The sequence below is a fragment of the Campylobacter sp. CFSAN093246 genome (assembly GCF_012889415.1).
Taxonomy (GTDB): Bacteria; Campylobacterota; Campylobacteria; order Campylobacterales; family Campylobacteraceae; genus Campylobacter_D; species Campylobacter_D jejuni.
Genome location: NZ_CP040613.1, coordinates 907,742 through 923,638, shown reverse-complemented (window position 1 = coordinate 923,638; position 15,897 = coordinate 907,742). Strand labels below are relative to the sequence as shown.

The window sequence follows — 15,897 nt, the reverse complement described above, 5'->3', positions numbered from 1 at the left end:
TTATTTTATTATATTTTCTATATTAGAGCGATTTTTTTCAATTAAAGAGCGATTTTTTTGAGTTGTTTCTTTAAGATCGGCTATATCTTCTTTCATATTTTGTATGTTTTGGTTGAGTAATTTTATCTTTTTTTCATAGCGAGTAACGATGATAAAGACTACAAATAAAAATATAATAATCAAAAAAATAAATGCTAAAAATTCCATATTTTTCCTTTTTAAAACTAGATTTTGAAATATATCATTTAAATACTTCAAAAAACTTTTACGGGTTTTTTATTTTGTATTTTAGTTTTTTTATCTTTAAACTTATATATAAATTGTCAAAAAGTAACAAAAAAATATATAAAAAAATAATTAAATTAAAAAAATAATTAAAGATAATAAATATCTTATTTTTTTATGTTATATTTTAATAGATATCTAAAAAGGATTTTAATATGGAAAAATCACTTTTATTTCATTTTAGACGCATTGGAGTTGAATTTATCATTTTTAGTGTTTATGCTGTTTTTAGTATCTCTTGGGCAGCGACAGGGTCTTTGATGCTTGATTTCAAATGATCTTGCCCTAAATACTCAGCAAGCTACTTTAATCACTAGTATGATAGTAGTTGCGAAAATTTTTGGTGCTTCATTTACTGCTTTTTTGGTTTATAAATTCGGATTAAAAAAAGGGATATTTTTTAGGCTGTATTTTAATGAGTTCGGGTATCTTTGTAAGTTTTGTAGATAGTTATAGTGGTATTTTGATTATAAGATTTTTAACAGGGCTTGGTTCAGCTTGTGCTTTAGTTTGCTTAGTGCCTATTGCACAGCAATGGTTTGAAAAAAAAGCTTTGCACTTTGTAATTAGTTTTAATATAACTTCAAATTTAGTAGGCATTACTCTAGGACTTATTTTAGCTGAAAGCATCTCAAATTATTTTGGAAATTGGAGAGATTCTTTATCATTTTATGCTTGGATTAATTTGATTTTATTGATTTTGTGGCTTTTTGTAGGTAAAGATGAGAATAAAAAAGAAGAAAAAAAGAATAATGCAAAAGATCTTATTTATGCTTTAAAATCTCGTGTTGCTTGGGGTATGATTATTTTTTACATAGGGCCTATTTTATTTTTAAATTCTCTTTTTACTTTTTTACCAACTTTTTATGCACAATATGCGGGTTTTAGTAAAGAATTAGCTGATTTTGCTAAAAAAGAAATTCCAGCCTTGGCTAATTTTGCTATTATTTTTGGTCCTTATCTTGGATTATTTTTTAAAAGAAAAAATATTTCTTTTAAAATAATGCTATTGTCTGGAGGAGCGTGTATTTTTATATGCGGATTTTGTATGTTGTTTTTATAAAATTTAGTATTGATACAGATTTTTGCTGTGTTATCAGGCATTTTTTATTCTATGTGGTTTCCATTTTTCTTTAATCTACCTTCAGAATTAAAAATTTCCAATCCAAATCAAACTGCTTATATTATGAGTGCTTTTTGGAGTATTACCTTTGTTATACTATCATTTAACCTATATGGGTAGTATCTTGGAGTGTTGATAAAACTCATAGTTTTACTTTGGGTTTTGTTTATATTTTTGCTTTGATTTTTATTTCAGCGATCTTAGCACAATTTGTTTTGCCTAGAAGAGAAAATTTTATACAAGGAGAAAAATAGAATGAATTTAATTCCAGAAATACTAGACTTACAAGGCGAATTTGAAAAAATTCGTCATCAAATTCATGAAAATCCTGAGCTTGGTTTTGATGAATTATATACTGCAAAATTAGTGGCACAAAAATTAAAAGAATTTGGTTATGAGGTTTATGAAGAAATAGGAAAAACAGGCGTTGTGGGGGTTTTAAAAAAGGGGAATAACGATAAAAAAATAGGACTTCGTGCAGATATGGATGCTTTGCCTTTGCAAGAATGCACAAATTTGCCTTATAAAAGCAAAAAAGAAAATGTAATGCATGCTTGCGGTCATGATGGACATACTACTTCTTTATTGCTTGCTGCAAAGTATTTAGCAAGTCAGAATTTTAATGGCACTCTAAATCTTTATTTTCAACCTGCTGAAGAGGGTTTGGGTGGTGCTAAGGCAATGATAGAAGATGGATTGTTTGAAAAATTTGATAGTGATTATGTTTTTGGATGGCACAATATGCCTTTTGGTAGCGATAAGAAATTTTATCTTAAAAAAGGTGCGATGATGGCTTCTTCGGATAGTTATAGCATTGAAGTTATTGGAAGAGGTGGTCATGGAAGTGCTCCAGAAAAAGCAAAAGATCCTATTTATGCTGCTTCTTTGCTTGTGGTGGCTTTGCAAAGTATAGTATCTCGCAATGTTGATCCTCAAAATTCAGCAGTTGTAAGCATAGGAGCTTTTAATGCAGGACATGCTTTTAATATCATTCCAGATATTGCAACGATTAAAATGAGTGTTAGAGCATTAGATAATGAAACTAGAAAGCTAACTGAAGAAAAAATTTATAAAATTTGTAAAAGTCTTGCACAGGCTAATGATATAGAGATTAAAATCAATAAAAATGTTGTTGCACCAGTGACTATGAATAACGATGAAGCTGTGGATTTTGCTAGTGAGGTTGCAAAAGAATTATTTGGCGAAAAAAATTGTGAATTTAATCATCGTCCTTTAATGGCAAGTGAGGATTTTGGATTTTTTTGCGAAATGAAAAAATGTGCCTATGCTTTTTTAGAAAATGAAAACGACATTTATTTACATAATTCTAGTTATGTTTTTAATGATAAGCTTTTAGCTAGGGCTGCAAGTTATTATGCGAAGCTAGCTTTAAAATACTTAAAATAAAAACTAATCTAGAATTTCAAGCACAATTTCTTCCTTTAAACCTTTGATTTGAATTTCTTTGAGTTTTAGGTTTGAAGGAAGGTTTGCTAAAAGCTCTTTATTGTTTTTTACTTGGTTTTTTGCACTTATGGAGAGTAAAATTCCCCGGTAAGCTTTAGCAAAATGACTGATGACTTTACCATTTTTTACAAATTTATAGGTATAAAATTTCTTTTTTGGGGTATAGAATTTATCATAAAATCCTGCTCTAAGATCAAGTATTTCTTCATTTTCTAAGTATTCATCCAAGGCTTTACTAAAATGTTCTTTATAAAATTTCTCTATGGCAAAATTTCCTATTTTAGCTCCTTGCTTGAATTTATAAAAGGGTAGGGTATCACTAGCTCTTACAACGCCAAAAAGATTAGAAAATATAAGAGTATTTTCTAAAATATAAGCTTGACTTTTTTTATCTAGGATTTTAAAATTAAGATATTCATAACTTACCCCAGTATAAAGCAATATAGCTTCTTGAGTGGGAGCTTGTTTTAAGTCGTGTTTAAATTTATCAATTTCATTTTCATTTTTAATGCCAAAAAGTTCTTGTAAATTCTGTAAACTTGCGTTTTTGATAAATTCTTCATAATGCTTTAAAGTTTCCATTCTATAAGGAAATAATTCTTTAAATATAAATGAGTTTTCATTGATAGGATTTTTTGTACAATTTTCATTTTTGCTTTCACTAGGGGAGAATAAAATTTTCATTTTAGCCTTTTTTGTTAATGTTATGAAAACATTAAGAGCAAAGAAAATTAATCTTGCTTTTAATGTTTTTGAAGTTTTTATCATTTTAAAATTTAAAATGACGCTCCGCCCATTAACATAGAAAACATGATAAATGGAAGTATAATTTTTAACGCTTCTGTGGCATCTTGATTGTTGATGCTTAGTTTTTCTATGCTGTCGATTCCCTGTGTGCTATAGTCACTAACAGGGATGTTTTTAAATTTTAAATCAAGATTGAGTTTATAATCATCGTTTTGAGTGATATTATTTAAAATAGCTAAAGCTTTATCAAAGATTAATGCTTGTTCTTCATTTTGACTTTGAGTTTTTAAGGTTTGTAAATTTTCCTTAGCAGTTGTTATATAGCTACTAAATACGCCTTCGGTTTTAAGAGTTGAATCAATTTTAAAATTGTTTAAGATGATGTATTTTTGGATTGTATTGCTAAAATCTGAAGCTTGTTCGTAGTTTGCTATATTAAGAAGTTCATTGATAGCTTGTTCATCCATAGCTAAAGTTTGAGTGTTAAATTTTATACCCTTAGAATCAAGGTAATTAAGCAAATCTTCTTTTAGATTTATATTTAAATTTGTATTGAAATTTAATTTTGCGTTATAAAATTTTATATCAAGATTATCTATATAATTGTTTTCCTGTTTGTTGATGGAGTTGTCAAATGATAAAGTATAAGAATCTGAGCTTAATTTATTGATCAAAGAGCTGATTTTTGGATCTTGTTGAAATAAGCTTGCATTGATGTCACTAACAACTTTTTCTCCAAGTTTAAAATCTTCAAAAACCAAATTTGATTGTATGCTTTTTTGGTTTTTAAAAAGATCGTTGTAATATTCTTTAATGCTAATTGATGTATTTGCTTCGCCTTTGTAAATTTCATTTGAACGAATTTTGATATTTTTTGCTTGAAATAGTTCTTGATACTCATCGTTATTATCTTTTGCAAGAGTTTTGAAATTTGGACTTAAACACGCTATAAAATCACCATCTGCATTGCATTTAAAATCAGAAAATTCAATCTTTATTCCAGAGTCCTGAGAAAGACTTGCAATTTCTTGTTTAACTGTTTGATTTAGTTGATTTTCATATTTTTTAACTGTTTTTTCATCTATGGAATTTCCGCAAGCTGAAAACAAAACAGCTATTCCAATAGAGAGAAAAATACCTTTTTTCATAGTTTTCTCCTTAAAAATTTTAAAAAAAGATTATATCTTTTTTTACTTAAAATTTAAACAATGCTAAAAGAGAGTGTGGGATTAATTACATTTTTACACATAGGAAAATCTTTTTAGTTTGTTTCAAATGCATTATTTATAATTTTTAAGTATAATTAACTTTGCAATTATTATATATTTTTGCAACAGCTTTAAGCTTATTTTAAAGAAAGGAAATGTATGAAAAAAATACTTCTAAGTGTTTTAACGACCTTTGTTGCAGTAGTATTGGCTGCTTGTGGAGGAAATTCTGACTCTAAAACTTTAAATTCTCTTGATAAGATCAAGCAAAATGGAGTTGTTAGGATTGGGGTATTTGGCGATAAACCACCTTTTGGTTATGTAGATGAAAAAGGAAACAATCAAGGCTATGATATAGCTTTAGCTAAACGCATAGCAAAAGAACTTTTTGGCGATGAAAATAAGGTGCAATTTGTTCTTGTTGAAGCTGCAAATAGGGTTGAGTTTTTAAAATCAAATAAAGTAGATATTATTTTGGCTAATTTTACTCAAACTCCGCAAAGGGCAGAGCAGGTTGATTTTTGCTTGCCTTATATGAAGGTAGCTTTAGGCGTAGCTGTACCAAAGGATAGTAATATAACTAGCGTAGAAGATTTAAAAGATAAAACCTTGCTTTTAAACAAAGGCACAACAGCGGATGCTTATTTTACGCAAAATTATCCTAATATTAAAACTTTAAAATATGATCAAAATACCGAAACCTTTGCCGCTTTGATGGATAAAAGAGGCGATGCTTTAAGTCATGATAATACCTTGCTTTTTGCTTGGGTGAAAGATCATCCTGATTTTAAAATGGGTATCAAAGAGTTAGGTAACAAAGATGTTATCGCACCAGCGGTTAAAAAAGGCGATAAAGAACTTAAAGAATTTATCGATAATTTGATCATTAAACTAGGCCAAGAGCAGTTTTTTCACAAGGCTTATGATGAAACTTTAAAAGCTCATTTTGGAGATGATGTTAAGGCTGATGATGTAGTGATTGAAGGTGGAAAAATTTAATAAAGGGCTTTTTGCCCTTTATATTGATTTAGGATAAAATATGCAAAAAAAATACAAAAATATTATTTATGCTTCTTTGGGTGGAATTTTAGAATTTTATGATTTTGTGCTTTTTGCCTTTTTTTTGGATATTTTTGCTAAGGTATTCTTTCCGCAAAATGATGCTTTTTGGATGCAGATAAATGCTTATATAGCCTTTGGTGCTGCTTATTTAGCGCGTCCTTTTGGTTCTATTGTGATGGCACATTTTGCTGATAGATATGGAAGAAAGAATATTTTTTATATTTCTATGCTTTTGATGGTTTTGCCTAGTTTTGCTTTAGCTTTTTTACCAAGTTATGAAAGTATAGGTATATTTGCTACTTTGATTTTATTTACTATTCGTATTTTGCAAGGTTTAGCCGTTGGAACTGAGGTGAGCGGAGCTTGGATTTATGTGAGCGAATTTGTTAAAGGGCGTCAAATTCCTTTGGCTCTTGGTTTTATTTCAGCGACTTTAACCATAGGTTTATTGCTAGGAAATATTGCCACTTTAGGCATAAGATCTTATTTTACCCCAGAAGAAGTTCAAAGCTATGCTTGGAGAATTCCTTTTATCATAGGAGGATTTTTTGGAATTTTAGCTTTGTTTTTAAGAAATAAACTCAGCGAAACTCCAGAATTTATAAAAGTTCAAAATGAAAAGAAAATTTTAAGTTTTCCATTGTTTGAAGCTTTGAAAACTCATAAAATGAGTATGCTTGTTTGTTTTTTAATGACCATGGTTTTAACAAGCGGTGTGGCAACTTTGATGATTTTGCCTAAGTATTTTGAAAGTCTTTTAGCTATGAGTAAAACTTCTGCTTTATGGGTGCAAAATTTTGCTATTTTAGCGGTGATTTTTGGAGCTTTATTTCAAGGTTTTTTAGCAAGCAAATGGGGAAGCTATAAAATTTGCTCTATTTTTAGTATAGCTTTTATTATCTTTGGTATGCTTTTTGGTTTTTATGATGAGAATTTTTTATTTTATTTTTTACTGGCTTGTTTTGCACAAGGTATTATTACTTTCGCGCCTGTTTTTATGACGCAAATTTTTAAAAGCGAACTTAAATTTAGCGGGCTTAGTTTTGTTTATAATATTTCTTATGCGATTTTAGGTTTTTTAACCCCTTTTATAGTTAATGCTTTTTATAAAGAGTATTTAGGTATTTATCTTGCTATAGTGGGATCTTGCTCCTTGCTTTGCGTGTTTTTGTTAAAACGCGTTTTTGCAAGAAGTAAGATTAAAGAATTAAGCATTGTCTTTTAAAACTTCAAAAACAACCTTAGATATTTTTTCAACTGAAGCGATTTCACAATGCTCATCAGTTGAATGAGGATTATGGATATTTGGGCCTATAGAAGCGCATAAAAGCTCTTGTTTTTTCTCTATAATGCCACACTCAAGCCCTGCATGGATAGCTGAAACTTTGGCATTAGGCGATACTTTTTTAAGTGCTTTAAAAACCATGTCGCTAAGTGCGTTTGGTTTACCTTCCCAAGGTGGATAGAAATTAAAACTTCTTATTTTAAAATCAAAAGCTTTGAAAAATTCTAAAGTTTCAAATTCTACTTGCTTAAGTCCATCAAGTATATTAGATCTTGCAAAAAGTGCGAATTTGATTTGGTTATCTTGCATTCTTAAAGTAGCTAGGTTAATGCTTGTTTGAACTATATCTAGATTTTCATCATAAGCTCTAACTCCATGAGTGAAAGAATTTATAAGGCTTAAAAGTTTTTTACTTTGATCGCAAATTTCAAATTCATTTTCTTCTTTAAATTCGCATTTTATCCAGTCGTTGCTCTTTACTTCATTTTTAAAATGCACTAAAGCTTTGGCGTGTTTAGGTATAGAATTGATTCTTTCTCCGCCTTCAAAAGAAATGATTTCTCCTTCATTTTCTTGTATGAATTTAGCCATTTCTTTGATGGAACTTTTTTCATTGCGTATGATATTTATGCCTGAGTGTCCACCTTTAAAATTTTGCGCACAAAGCTCGTAAATTTTACCCTTTTTTCTAAGGGTATTAAAAGACAAACTTGCTTCTATATCTACTCCACCTGCACAGCCTATCATGATCTCATCATCGCTTTCATGATCTAAATTTAAAAGCATTTTAGATTCTAAAGTGTGCTCGAGTAAATTCACTCCCATGAGTCCTACTTCTTCATCGTTTGTAAAAAGACATTCTAAATTTTCAAATTCAGCCATAGCACTCATCATGATGGCTATACCTATGCCATTATCTGCACCAAGACTTGAATTTTTGGCTCTTAAAAAGCCATTTTCTTCATAAACTTCTAAGTTTGGTGCATCGCCCATACAGACCATATCATAATGGCTTTGTAGACAAATTTTTGGTTTGCCTTTTATGGCATGGATATTTCCTGCCTTATCTACACTCACCTTAAAGCCTTTATCTTTGGCGTAAGAGCTTAAAAATTCTTTCATTTGTTCTGTTTCATAACTGCAATGAGGAATTTTGCATAATTGTTTAAAATTTTCTATAACATTTTGCATTTTATCTCCTTTGTTTTGATAAAATTATGGCATATTTTTTAAAATTTAAAGGCAAAATGATTAAAAAATGAGAATAAATTATAAAAAAATATTTAATCTGAGAAAATTACTAAGTGATCCAAAAAAACTTTTTTCTGTATTAATCTTCACTCTTGTAGTTGTTTTTATCCAGAACTATATTGCCCAAAATTCTAGTTTTGAAGGAAAAGTAGTTAGAATTATTGATGGAGATACTATAGAAGTTAATCATGAAAACAAACTCGCTAGAATAAGATTTTTCGGTATAGATGCACCAGAACTTAAACAAAGTTTTGGAAAGCAGTCAAAAGAAGCTTTAAGTAGAATTTTAAGTGGCAAACAAGTTGAAATTATTTATAAAAATAAAGATACTTATGGTAGAATTGTTGCTATTGTAAAGCTTAATGATGTTGATATTAATCGATTTTTGGTAAGCAAAGGCTATGCTTGGGCTGATACTTACTATAGTAACGCTTATACCAAAGAACAAGAAAATGCTAAGAAAAATCATTTAGGTCTTTGGAAAGAGAGTAATCCTATAGAGCCTTATAAATGGAGAAAACACAATAAATTCTAAGGAAAAACATGAAAAAATATACTTTAATGGTGCTATTAGCTTTAGGAATTTCTGGATGTTTTGTAAATGAAAGAGGGATTTCAAATCGTTTTTATGATGATTGTAAAGAGTATTATGATGGAAGCGGAACTTATCATAAGGATTGCCCAAAAAATTGGGTAGATATTAAAATGACTCCTTGATTATTTTCCACCCACAGAGGCCATTAATGCAGCTGCTACGGCTTCTGGATTGTTGATTTTGGCACCTTGTTCTTGATTTTCTGTAGGTTTAACAGTGTTAAGTGGCGGACGCTTGAGTTTAAATATATGCTCATCGGTGCTAACAACTTGTATCGTTCCTTCAAACATTTTAACTTCTTTAACATGTCCAACCACTTTTACATCTCTTTTTTTGGAGGTTTCGTCAAAAAGTGCATGAGCTTCAAGTTCTAAAACATCGCCTAATTTAAGCGGAGCATAAAAAAAACACTTTGATCCAATAATCACTGAAAATTCTTTATTGATAGAGGCTTGTGCTACATAGTTTGCCGCAGCGAAAATAAAGGCATCAAAAATCAATCCTTGATCATCTGCTACCATTTCGCTTGTGGTTATTAAAATTGATTTGGCATAGTTTTTATCAATTTCTATAATGGTTCCAGCAAGCGAGGTGTTTAATTCAGGACAAGTGAGTAATTCTGCTCTAACGCGAGATATATCTTCTGCAGATGCGTATTCTTCAAGTTGTGCATATTCTTCAAAATTATCTTTTTTTGCCATATCTAACCTTTAAATTCTACTTATCTACTTCAAAATATCTAAAATTCAATATCGGCAAAAAATAAAAAGAATTTATATTTTAATGCATATATAAACTCTTTTGGGTGCTTCATAGCCTTCAATGGTAAGATTTTTATCCTTTGGATCTAAGAAATTTTCCAGCGAAAAAGAGTCTATCCATTCTGTTTTTCTTTGTTCGTTTTCATCGGTTTTTTTTGTAGCCAAAACTTCAAATTCTTTAAATCCTGCTCTTTCACACCAGTTTTTTAATGCACTAATGCTTGGTACAAAATAAATATTTGGAATTTTAGAATAAGTTTTATTAGGCACAAGAGCGATTTCTCTCTCATCTTCTATATACATGGTATCTAAAAAAACAACTCCATTTTTATTAAGTCCTGCTTTTAAATCTTTTAGCATTTTTATAGGATCACTTCTATGATAAATCACCCCAAGACAGAAAATCACATCAAATTTCAAGCCATAGCTTGGAAGATCTTCTACGCCTAAAAGTTCGTATTTTATAGGAGTTTTAGCTAAAGCGTTAATGAGTTCAAATTGCAAACGGTATTTGATAGAAGGATCAAAACCTATGAGTTTTACAGGATTAAATTCAAGCATTTTAAACATATAATAACCATTATTACAGCCTATATCAGCAACGCATTTTTGAGAAATTTCGTTCATGAAAGGCTTTAGAATGTTGAATTTAATAAAACTTTGCCATTCTGTATCGATGAAAAGATCGTCTATTTTAAAAGGACCTTTTCTCCATGGTTTAAGTTCTTTTGCTATAGCTAAGATTTCATCTTTGGCTTGAGAATTTGTAGATAAATTTACACTATCATCTAAAGAAAAATTACAAGCAAGATTGAGAGCTTTAAGTTCTTGAATTTTAGCGTATAAAGGGTGATTTAGAAATTGTTTTTCAAGTAAATTTTCTTGCATTTTTATCCTTGACATTTGCTTTTAATGCTAAATTATAACATTAAAAGCTTTTATGGCAATATAAATCTCATATGCATTAAGTATTTGATCAAAAATAAATTTTTAAAAACTCAAAAATACTTCCCAAAGCTTACATAAGCTTTAGAACTATAATCATCATCTAGCTTATACTTCTTTAAAGCTCTAGCTAAATCAAGCTTGACATAAAAATTCCCTGTTTTATTATAAAGCAGTTGTAAACCATAAGCATCCATATAGTTTGTTTCACTTGCTCTATATAGTTTAGAATCATTCTCATACCAAGAATAACTTATATCATAAAAAGGAGTGATATAAAAATCTTTTAAAGGAGTAGCCATTCTAAGTCCAAAGCTAGCCACTACAGCATTATCTCCTTCTCCATCTCCATTATTATAAGCCCTTACTCCATAAGGATCTCCTAAAGATATAGTTTCACTACTATCTAATGTAGCTCCATTGACAACTTGTTGATAATTTAAACTAAAAAGATGAGTAAAAGTATCATTAAAGAAATAAGCATTGTTAAGATTGACATTGAGTTTAGCAAATTTTCCAAAGCCATCTCCATCTGTTTTAGAACTCATTCCTAATATAGTAGTTCCCCCATCTTTAACATTACCATAGCTTACATTAGCACTATAAGAAAAACTATCATTACTAATGCCATTATAAACTCCTTCTATACCAAAGCTTATCGTATCAGAGCTTTTATCTATAGTCATGATATTTAATCTTGAATTACTAAGCTTTTTATGATAATAACTTGAAGTTAAATAAAAAGAATTATAAGTCGTAATCCACAAAGGATATTTTAAATCTATACCTAGATTTTCAGAAGTTCCTATAAAGTTTGCATTTTTATAAGCTCCTCCTAAAGCATAGTTTCTTTTAGAATAACTTGGAGTGATTTTTAAATTCCCTAAGAAAGTAGTATAGCTTATACCATAGTTAGTTTGTGCTTCATCGCTTCTTTGCAAATAAGCATTAAGACTATCTCCTTGATGAGCTATGTTATTAAAACTCATACTAGCACCACCCCTATTATCTGCCTGATTCTTTTATACCGTAATTATCCCCATAAAACAATACAGAAACAAAGCTATCACTAGGGGTAGTTTCTATCACTACATCTGTTTCGCCTGGATTATCTCCTGCTTTTAAAGAAGCAAGGGTTTGTATGCCATACATTTCATTGACTTTATAAACCGCATCTTCTACTAATTTAGTAGTGATGATTTCACCTTTATGATTAGGTAATTTGCTTTCTATAGCATAATCTCTTACACTAGAATTGTTTTGAACCACATATTTACCTAAAACACCTAAGGTGATATTGATTTGAATTTGATCTTTTAGTTCTTGTTGTGGGATATAAGCTGTAGCAGCAGGATAACCACTAACTTGAACATAATAAGAAATAATATTGGCTATATCTTGTAAGTCTTGAACTGAAATACTTTCTTTTTTGTAATCGTTTAAGGCTTCTTGTAAAACTTGCTCATCTAAACCTAGATCTTTAAAGTTTATGTTTTTATTGGTAATATGAAAGTTAAAGCTAACTTTATGAATTGATTCTTCTTTAGAAGTATTTTTTAAAGAAGGAGTGTTTGAATTTGGGGTTTTAGTTTTTAAAGTATTATCATTAGACAAGTTAGGTTGATTTTTTTGAGTGTTTTTCTTTGTGTTGATGGTTTTTGAATTATTATTATCACTAGTATTAGAATGATCTATGATAATCACTCCATCTTTTACTTTTAAAGTGTTGTTGTAGTTTTTTGAGTTAGCATCTTCTTTATAAGGAGATTGTTCTAACATTTGTATGGTTTTTTTATTATCTTTAGTATCACTAGCATAAAGGCTTAAGATAGCTAAACTAGATAGTAAGATAATGTGTTTCATTTGTGTTTTTCCTTTTTAATGATTTCATAAGAGCTTGTTTTTAGATTTGGTTTTTAATCTTTTTTATTTTTTGCTTTTTCTGTTTTTATTTTTTCTTTCTTTTTATCTTTTTATTTTTTGTATTTGCTTGATTGATTATCAATCTTTTTTGATTTTTAATCTTTAAATTTTGTTTTATTAATTTTTAACAAGATCCAAAAGGCTTTTAACCTTTTGGATTTTATCATCTTGAGCAAGGATTTCCTGCTTTAAAATTATCTGATACTATACAAGTATTACCACTTAATTGAGTGCTGGCTTCATCTACTGTAGGTTCTTTATCATCTTCATCTTGTTTTAAAACACTTTTATCCATTTGAGTAAGTAAAGCTTCAGAGAAAGGAAGTGGAGCATTTGCTTCAGGATTGCTTGTATCTCCACCTTCATTATTTGGCTTATCTAAAACAGAATCTAAAGAAGCTAGTTTAGTATCAAATTCTCCTTTGATGCTAAAATGATTATTACTTTGAGATAAGGCTTGTGTTTTATAAGATTTTAAAGTATCATCAAATTTATAAGTATCAAGATATCCTTGTGCTTTAGCATAAAGATCATTTACTTTGTTTTTAAGTGAAATAAATTCTGCATCTTTAGAACTTGCTGCACCTTGATTGATTAAAGCTGCGTAAGCATTGTAAGCATCAATGGCTTTATCAAGATCTTCTTTGGTGTTTTGAAAGTCATTGTAGTTATTTACAAGATTGTTTACATTTCTTATGAGTGCTTGTATGTTTGTTTTTGCTTGAAGGATATTTTTAATTTCTGTTACACCTTTATTTTGAAGATAAGTATTTGTAAAATCACTTCCTAAAGCTTCCATGAAATCAAAGCTTTGATTTAGGGTATTGATATCATTGCTATCTATATGCACATTCATAGGATTGTCATTGACATTAATCCAAGAATCTACATTAGCATCTGCTAAAATACTATTAATGACATCTTTATCAATATCATCTTGAGAGATTTTATTGTTAGTTTCACTGGTAACCAGTTCTTGGTTAGCATTTGGGTTGATATCAGGAACTTCTACTGTAAAATCTGTAGTAAAGATAAGATTTCCATTTTTATCTTTTTTATATCTTTTAATTTGTCTAAAACTACATTTTTAAAGTTTTCATTTGCACTAGCTTGTTCGATATAACTGTGAATATTAATTTTACCATCTTGACCTGCATCATCAAAGCCAGAAACTAGATTCCAAAAACCATTATCAACATATTTATTAGAATCTGTAAAATCAGTATTATATTTGTATATATGGATGTTATCGGGTTTATTTAATTTATTTGCATTAAGAGCAACAAACAATCCAACACTACCATCTGAACCATCTGAAATAATTTCTGTATTTTTATTTAAAAATATATAGATATTGGAGAAAGTTGTATAACCTGAGATATTTCTAAGATATCCTATAAATCCCCCTACATAGGTTCCCAATTTACTATTACCACTCATATTTCCTATATTATTTAAGCTAATATTTATAAATTTATCATCATCTCCAACTTCTCCAGCAAATCCACCTATATAATCACCACCGTCAATATTACCTATATTATTCAAACTAATATTTGTAAAAGTACCATAGGTATTCCCAGTAAATCCACCTGCATTATAACCATTTGATTTTATACCGCCACCCTTATAATCTACAGTTAAATCTTTTATTACACTATTATTGCTATTATCGTCACCTATATAACCAAACAACCCTGCATTATTTATATCATTTCTTACTGTCGTATCTATATTAATATTACTTAAAGTATGACCATTGCCATTAAAATTTGCATAAAAAACATGACTATCATCTTTCCCTACTATCATATTCACACCTTGAAGCTCACTATTTCCTGCTACATTGAAATTTGCATAATTTTGTCCTGTGCAAACTCCTTCTGAGTTACAATTTGCCCCAAAGTCAATATCAGAAATCAGATCAAAGGTATCCACAGATTTCATACCTGTTTTACCTTCATTTATCCCCTTTGCGAAATAAGCCCAGTCTTCTACATTGGCTATAGTGGTTTTTTTAGTCATTTGAATTGTTTGTAAATAGTTCGTTAAACCATTGTAGTTTTGAGCTTGAACTCTGCTATCAAGATTGTTCGTATTGTTTTTATAAACATCTGTAGTTGATTGTCCTAAAGTAGCTGCAGTTTGAGCTGATACGATAATACTATTTGCATTTTTAATGCTTCCTACATTAACCTTAACCTTATCTCCTACAAATTGGACTTTACCATTATCTTGGAGATTGAAATTTCCCACTCCATCTGCACCTACATTGCCCACCTCATTCCCAATAATTAAAACATCATTAGCCTTGATATTTCCCATATTAATCACATTGCCTTTATTGGCTGTAAATTTAGGAGAGAACACAGGACTTTCAAAGGTACTTCTATCTGCAAATTCTTGCATCGCTTTGCTATCTATACTTGAAGTAGACACTCCAAATTTATTTGCATTGATAGTTCCACTTTTGCCTATAACCACACCATTAGGATTAATAAGATAAACATTATTACCTGTAGCATTAAGTAAACCATCTATTGTAGAACTTTTGGTTCCATAAGCAATGTTTAGGTAGTTTTGGTTAGTTTTTCCTTGTCTAAAATTTACAGTTTCACCCTTAGCTATATTAAAACCACCACCCCATTGGATAACAGAATTTACTTTATTACCTGTAATATTCATGGTATTACCATTTACATTTATAGTTCCACTTGTTCCATGAGTGAACTTACCCCCACTTGGTAAAGCATAGCTTTGGGAGAAAAGTAAAGAACTTACAACAATTGATAAAACGATTTTATTGTTTTTCATGGTTTATCCTTTCTTGGTTTGGTTTAGTTCTAAGAACTTATCTTTGTTTTTCTTTTTTTCTTTTTTTATCTGTTTGTTTTATTTTTTCTTTTTAAAAACAAAAATAAGTTCTTAATCCTAGATTTCTCTAGGATTATTAATTGTTGATAACTTTGATTTGTTATTGTTTTTATTGTCCATCCTTATTTACTTTATCTTTGCGTAAATGCTTTTGCCATCTTGAGATATTCTTACTTCATAAGAAAGTTTTTGTAAATTCATCTTTTTTAATTTATCTATAGAACTTAGTTTAAAATCTTCTTTGTTTTTTTGCATTTTTTCAATAAAGCTTTGAAGTTCTTCTTGATTTAAAGTATTAGAGTTTTCATCTATAAAACCTTGCTCACTTTGTAAGATTATTTTAATATAGGGGTATTACTCTTTGAGGGTGT

Annotated in this window: 16 protein-coding genes and 1 pseudogene; 7 read left to right on the top strand and 10 right to left on the bottom strand. The window is 29.4% G+C overall.

Going from position 1 to position 15,897, the window contains the following annotated elements:
• Positions 1 to 207, bottom strand: a complete 207-nt coding sequence (locus FBE87_RS04825) for a membrane protein (RefSeq protein ID WP_002853356.1) — start codon at positions 205 to 207, stop codon at positions 1 to 3.
• A 233-nt stretch (positions 208 to 440) separates the two neighbouring features.
• On the opposite strand from FBE87_RS04825, the gene FBE87_RS09315 reads away from it, so the two are divergent.
• From FBE87_RS09315 to FBE87_RS04810, 3 genes are all read left to right on the top strand, one after another.
• Positions 441 to 563, top strand: coding sequence for a hypothetical protein (locus tag FBE87_RS09315; RefSeq protein WP_257070033.1), 123 nt, complete (start codon positions 441 to 443; stop codon positions 561 to 563).
• Between the two features lie 137 nt (positions 564 to 700).
• Positions 701 to 1,348 (top strand): MFS transporter, encoded by a 648-nt coding sequence (locus FBE87_RS04815; protein WP_237911539.1) that lies wholly within the window; start codon positions 701 to 703, stop codon positions 1,346 to 1,348.
• A gap of 315 nt (positions 1,349 to 1,663) precedes the next feature.
• The gene (locus FBE87_RS04810; protein WP_100621719.1) at positions 1,664 to 2,815 is read left to right on the top strand and encodes a M20 aminoacylase family protein; all 1,152 of its coding nucleotides are present in this window, start codon (positions 1,664 to 1,666) and stop codon (positions 2,813 to 2,815) included.
• A gap of 3 nt (positions 2,816 to 2,818) precedes the next feature.
• Here the strand turns inward: FBE87_RS04810 and yaaA are convergent, their stop codons facing one another.
• On the bottom strand, positions 2,819 to 3,559 hold the full coding sequence (gene yaaA / locus FBE87_RS04805) for a peroxide stress protein YaaA (RefSeq protein WP_100621718.1): 741 nt from the start codon (positions 3,557 to 3,559) through the stop codon (positions 2,819 to 2,821).
• Between the two features lie 92 nt (positions 3,560 to 3,651).
• A complete protein-coding gene (gene jlpA / locus FBE87_RS04800) occupies positions 3,652 to 4,770 on the bottom strand; it encodes a lipoprotein adhesin JlpA (protein WP_002868338.1) in 1,119 nt (372 codons plus the stop codon).
• A 219-nt stretch (positions 4,771 to 4,989) separates the two neighbouring features.
• On the opposite strand from jlpA, the gene FBE87_RS04795 reads away from it, so the two are divergent.
• A complete protein-coding gene (locus FBE87_RS04795) occupies positions 4,990 to 5,829 on the top strand; it encodes a cysteine ABC transporter substrate-binding protein (RefSeq protein ID WP_002860724.1) in 840 nt (279 codons plus the stop codon).
• A 40-nt stretch (positions 5,830 to 5,869) separates the two neighbouring features.
• Entirely contained in the window at positions 5,870 to 7,117 is a 1,248-nt protein-coding gene (locus FBE87_RS04790; protein WP_100621716.1) for an MFS transporter, read from the top strand.
• Here the strand turns inward: FBE87_RS04790 and FBE87_RS04785 are convergent.
• Positions 7,100 to 8,368 carry a M20/M25/M40 family metallo-hydrolase gene (locus FBE87_RS04785; protein ID WP_052798120.1) on the bottom strand — a complete coding sequence of 423 codons (1,269 nt, stop codon included), beginning with the start codon at positions 8,366 to 8,368 and terminating at the stop codon, positions 7,100 to 7,102. The genes FBE87_RS04790 and FBE87_RS04785 overlap by 18 nt on opposite strands.
• A gap of 67 nt (positions 8,369 to 8,435) precedes the next feature.
• Between FBE87_RS04785 and FBE87_RS04780 the strand changes: the two genes are divergently transcribed.
• Positions 8,436 to 8,963, top strand: a complete 528-nt coding sequence (locus tag FBE87_RS04780; protein ID WP_002853387.1) for a thermonuclease family protein — start codon at positions 8,436 to 8,438, stop codon at positions 8,961 to 8,963.
• A gap of 8 nt (positions 8,964 to 8,971) precedes the next feature.
• Positions 8,972 to 9,145: a hypothetical protein gene (locus FBE87_RS04775; protein ID WP_002853638.1), complete on the top strand. Its 174-nt coding sequence runs from the start codon at positions 8,972 to 8,974 to the stop codon at positions 9,143 to 9,145.
• Here FBE87_RS04775 and FBE87_RS04770 read toward each other — a convergent pair whose 3' ends face one another.
• From FBE87_RS04770 to FBE87_RS09310, 6 genes and pseudogenes are all read right to left on the bottom strand, one after another.
• Complete coding sequence (locus FBE87_RS04770; protein WP_002853367.1) at positions 9,146 to 9,724, bottom strand: hypothetical protein; 579 nt, start codon at positions 9,722 to 9,724, stop codon at positions 9,146 to 9,148.
• A gap of 72 nt (positions 9,725 to 9,796) precedes the next feature.
• Positions 9,797 to 10,687 carry a tRNA 5-methoxyuridine(34)/uridine 5-oxyacetic acid(34) synthase CmoB gene (gene cmoB / locus FBE87_RS04765; RefSeq protein WP_168977228.1) on the bottom strand — a complete coding sequence of 297 codons (891 nt, stop codon included), beginning with the start codon at positions 10,685 to 10,687 and terminating at the stop codon, positions 9,797 to 9,799.
• Between the two features lie 95 nt (positions 10,688 to 10,782).
• Positions 10,783 to 12,508 (bottom strand): annotated as a pseudogene (locus tag FBE87_RS04760) (ShlB/FhaC/HecB family hemolysin secretion/activation protein).
• A 307-nt stretch (positions 12,509 to 12,815) separates the two neighbouring features.
• Positions 12,816 to 13,508 (bottom strand): hypothetical protein, encoded by a 693-nt coding sequence (locus FBE87_RS09270; RefSeq protein ID WP_052798117.1) that lies wholly within the window; start codon positions 13,506 to 13,508, stop codon positions 12,816 to 12,818.
• A 152-nt stretch (positions 13,509 to 13,660) separates the two neighbouring features.
• On the bottom strand, positions 13,661 to 15,466 hold the full coding sequence (locus FBE87_RS09265) for a filamentous hemagglutinin N-terminal domain-containing protein (RefSeq protein WP_230099660.1): 1,806 nt from the start codon (positions 15,464 to 15,466) through the stop codon (positions 13,661 to 13,663).
• A gap of 186 nt (positions 15,467 to 15,652) precedes the next feature.
• A complete protein-coding gene (locus FBE87_RS09310; RefSeq protein ID WP_002872810.1) occupies positions 15,653 to 15,781 on the bottom strand; it encodes a hypothetical protein in 129 nt (42 codons plus the stop codon).
• Positions 15,782 to 15,897 lie beyond the last annotated feature (116 nt).

Bases quoted from the DNA above. Each gene is read 5' to 3' on its own strand.
- FBE87_RS04775 (WP_002853638.1), top strand. From the start codon at position 8,972: ATGAAAAAATATACTTTAATGGTGCTATTAGCTTTAGGAATTTCTGGA.
- FBE87_RS04770 (WP_002853367.1), bottom strand. From the start codon at position 9,724: ATGGCAAAAAAAGATAATTTTGAAGAATATGCACAACTTGAAGAATAC.
- FBE87_RS09265 (WP_230099660.1), bottom strand. From the start codon at position 15,466: ATGAAAAACAATAAAATCGTTTTATCAATTGTTGTAAGTTCTTTACTT.
- yaaA (WP_100621718.1), bottom strand. From the start codon at position 3,559: ATGAAAATTTTATTCTCCCCTAGTGAAAGCAAAAATGAAAATTGTACA.
- FBE87_RS04785 (WP_052798120.1), bottom strand. From the start codon at position 8,368: ATGCAAAATGTTATAGAAAATTTTAAACAATTATGCAAAATTCCTCAT.
- FBE87_RS04815 (WP_237911539.1), top strand. From the start codon at position 701: ATGAGTTCGGGTATCTTTGTAAGTTTTGTAGATAGTTATAGTGGTATT.
- FBE87_RS09315 (WP_257070033.1), top strand. From the start codon at position 441: ATGGAAAAATCACTTTTATTTCATTTTAGACGCATTGGAGTTGAATTT.
- FBE87_RS04825 (WP_002853356.1), bottom strand. From the start codon at position 207: ATGGAATTTTTAGCATTTATTTTTTTGATTATTATATTTTTATTTGTA.
- FBE87_RS04790 (WP_100621716.1), top strand. From the start codon at position 5,870: ATGCAAAAAAAATACAAAAATATTATTTATGCTTCTTTGGGTGGAATT.
- FBE87_RS04780 (WP_002853387.1), top strand. From the start codon at position 8,436: ATGAGAATAAATTATAAAAAAATATTTAATCTGAGAAAATTACTAAGT.
- FBE87_RS04810 (WP_100621719.1), top strand. From the start codon at position 1,664: ATGAATTTAATTCCAGAAATACTAGACTTACAAGGCGAATTTGAAAAA.
- FBE87_RS09310 (WP_002872810.1), bottom strand. From the start codon at position 15,781: ATGCAAAAAAACAAAGAAGATTTTAAACTAAGTTCTATAGATAAATTA.
- FBE87_RS04795 (WP_002860724.1), top strand. From the start codon at position 4,990: ATGAAAAAAATACTTCTAAGTGTTTTAACGACCTTTGTTGCAGTAGTA.
- cmoB (WP_168977228.1), bottom strand. From the start codon at position 10,687: ATGTCAAGGATAAAAATGCAAGAAAATTTACTTGAAAAACAATTTCTA.
- FBE87_RS09270 (WP_052798117.1), bottom strand. From the start codon at position 13,508: ATGAATGTGCATATAGATAGCAATGATATCAATACCCTAAATCAAAGC.
- jlpA (WP_002868338.1), bottom strand. From the start codon at position 4,770: ATGAAAAAAGGTATTTTTCTCTCTATTGGAATAGCTGTTTTGTTTTCA.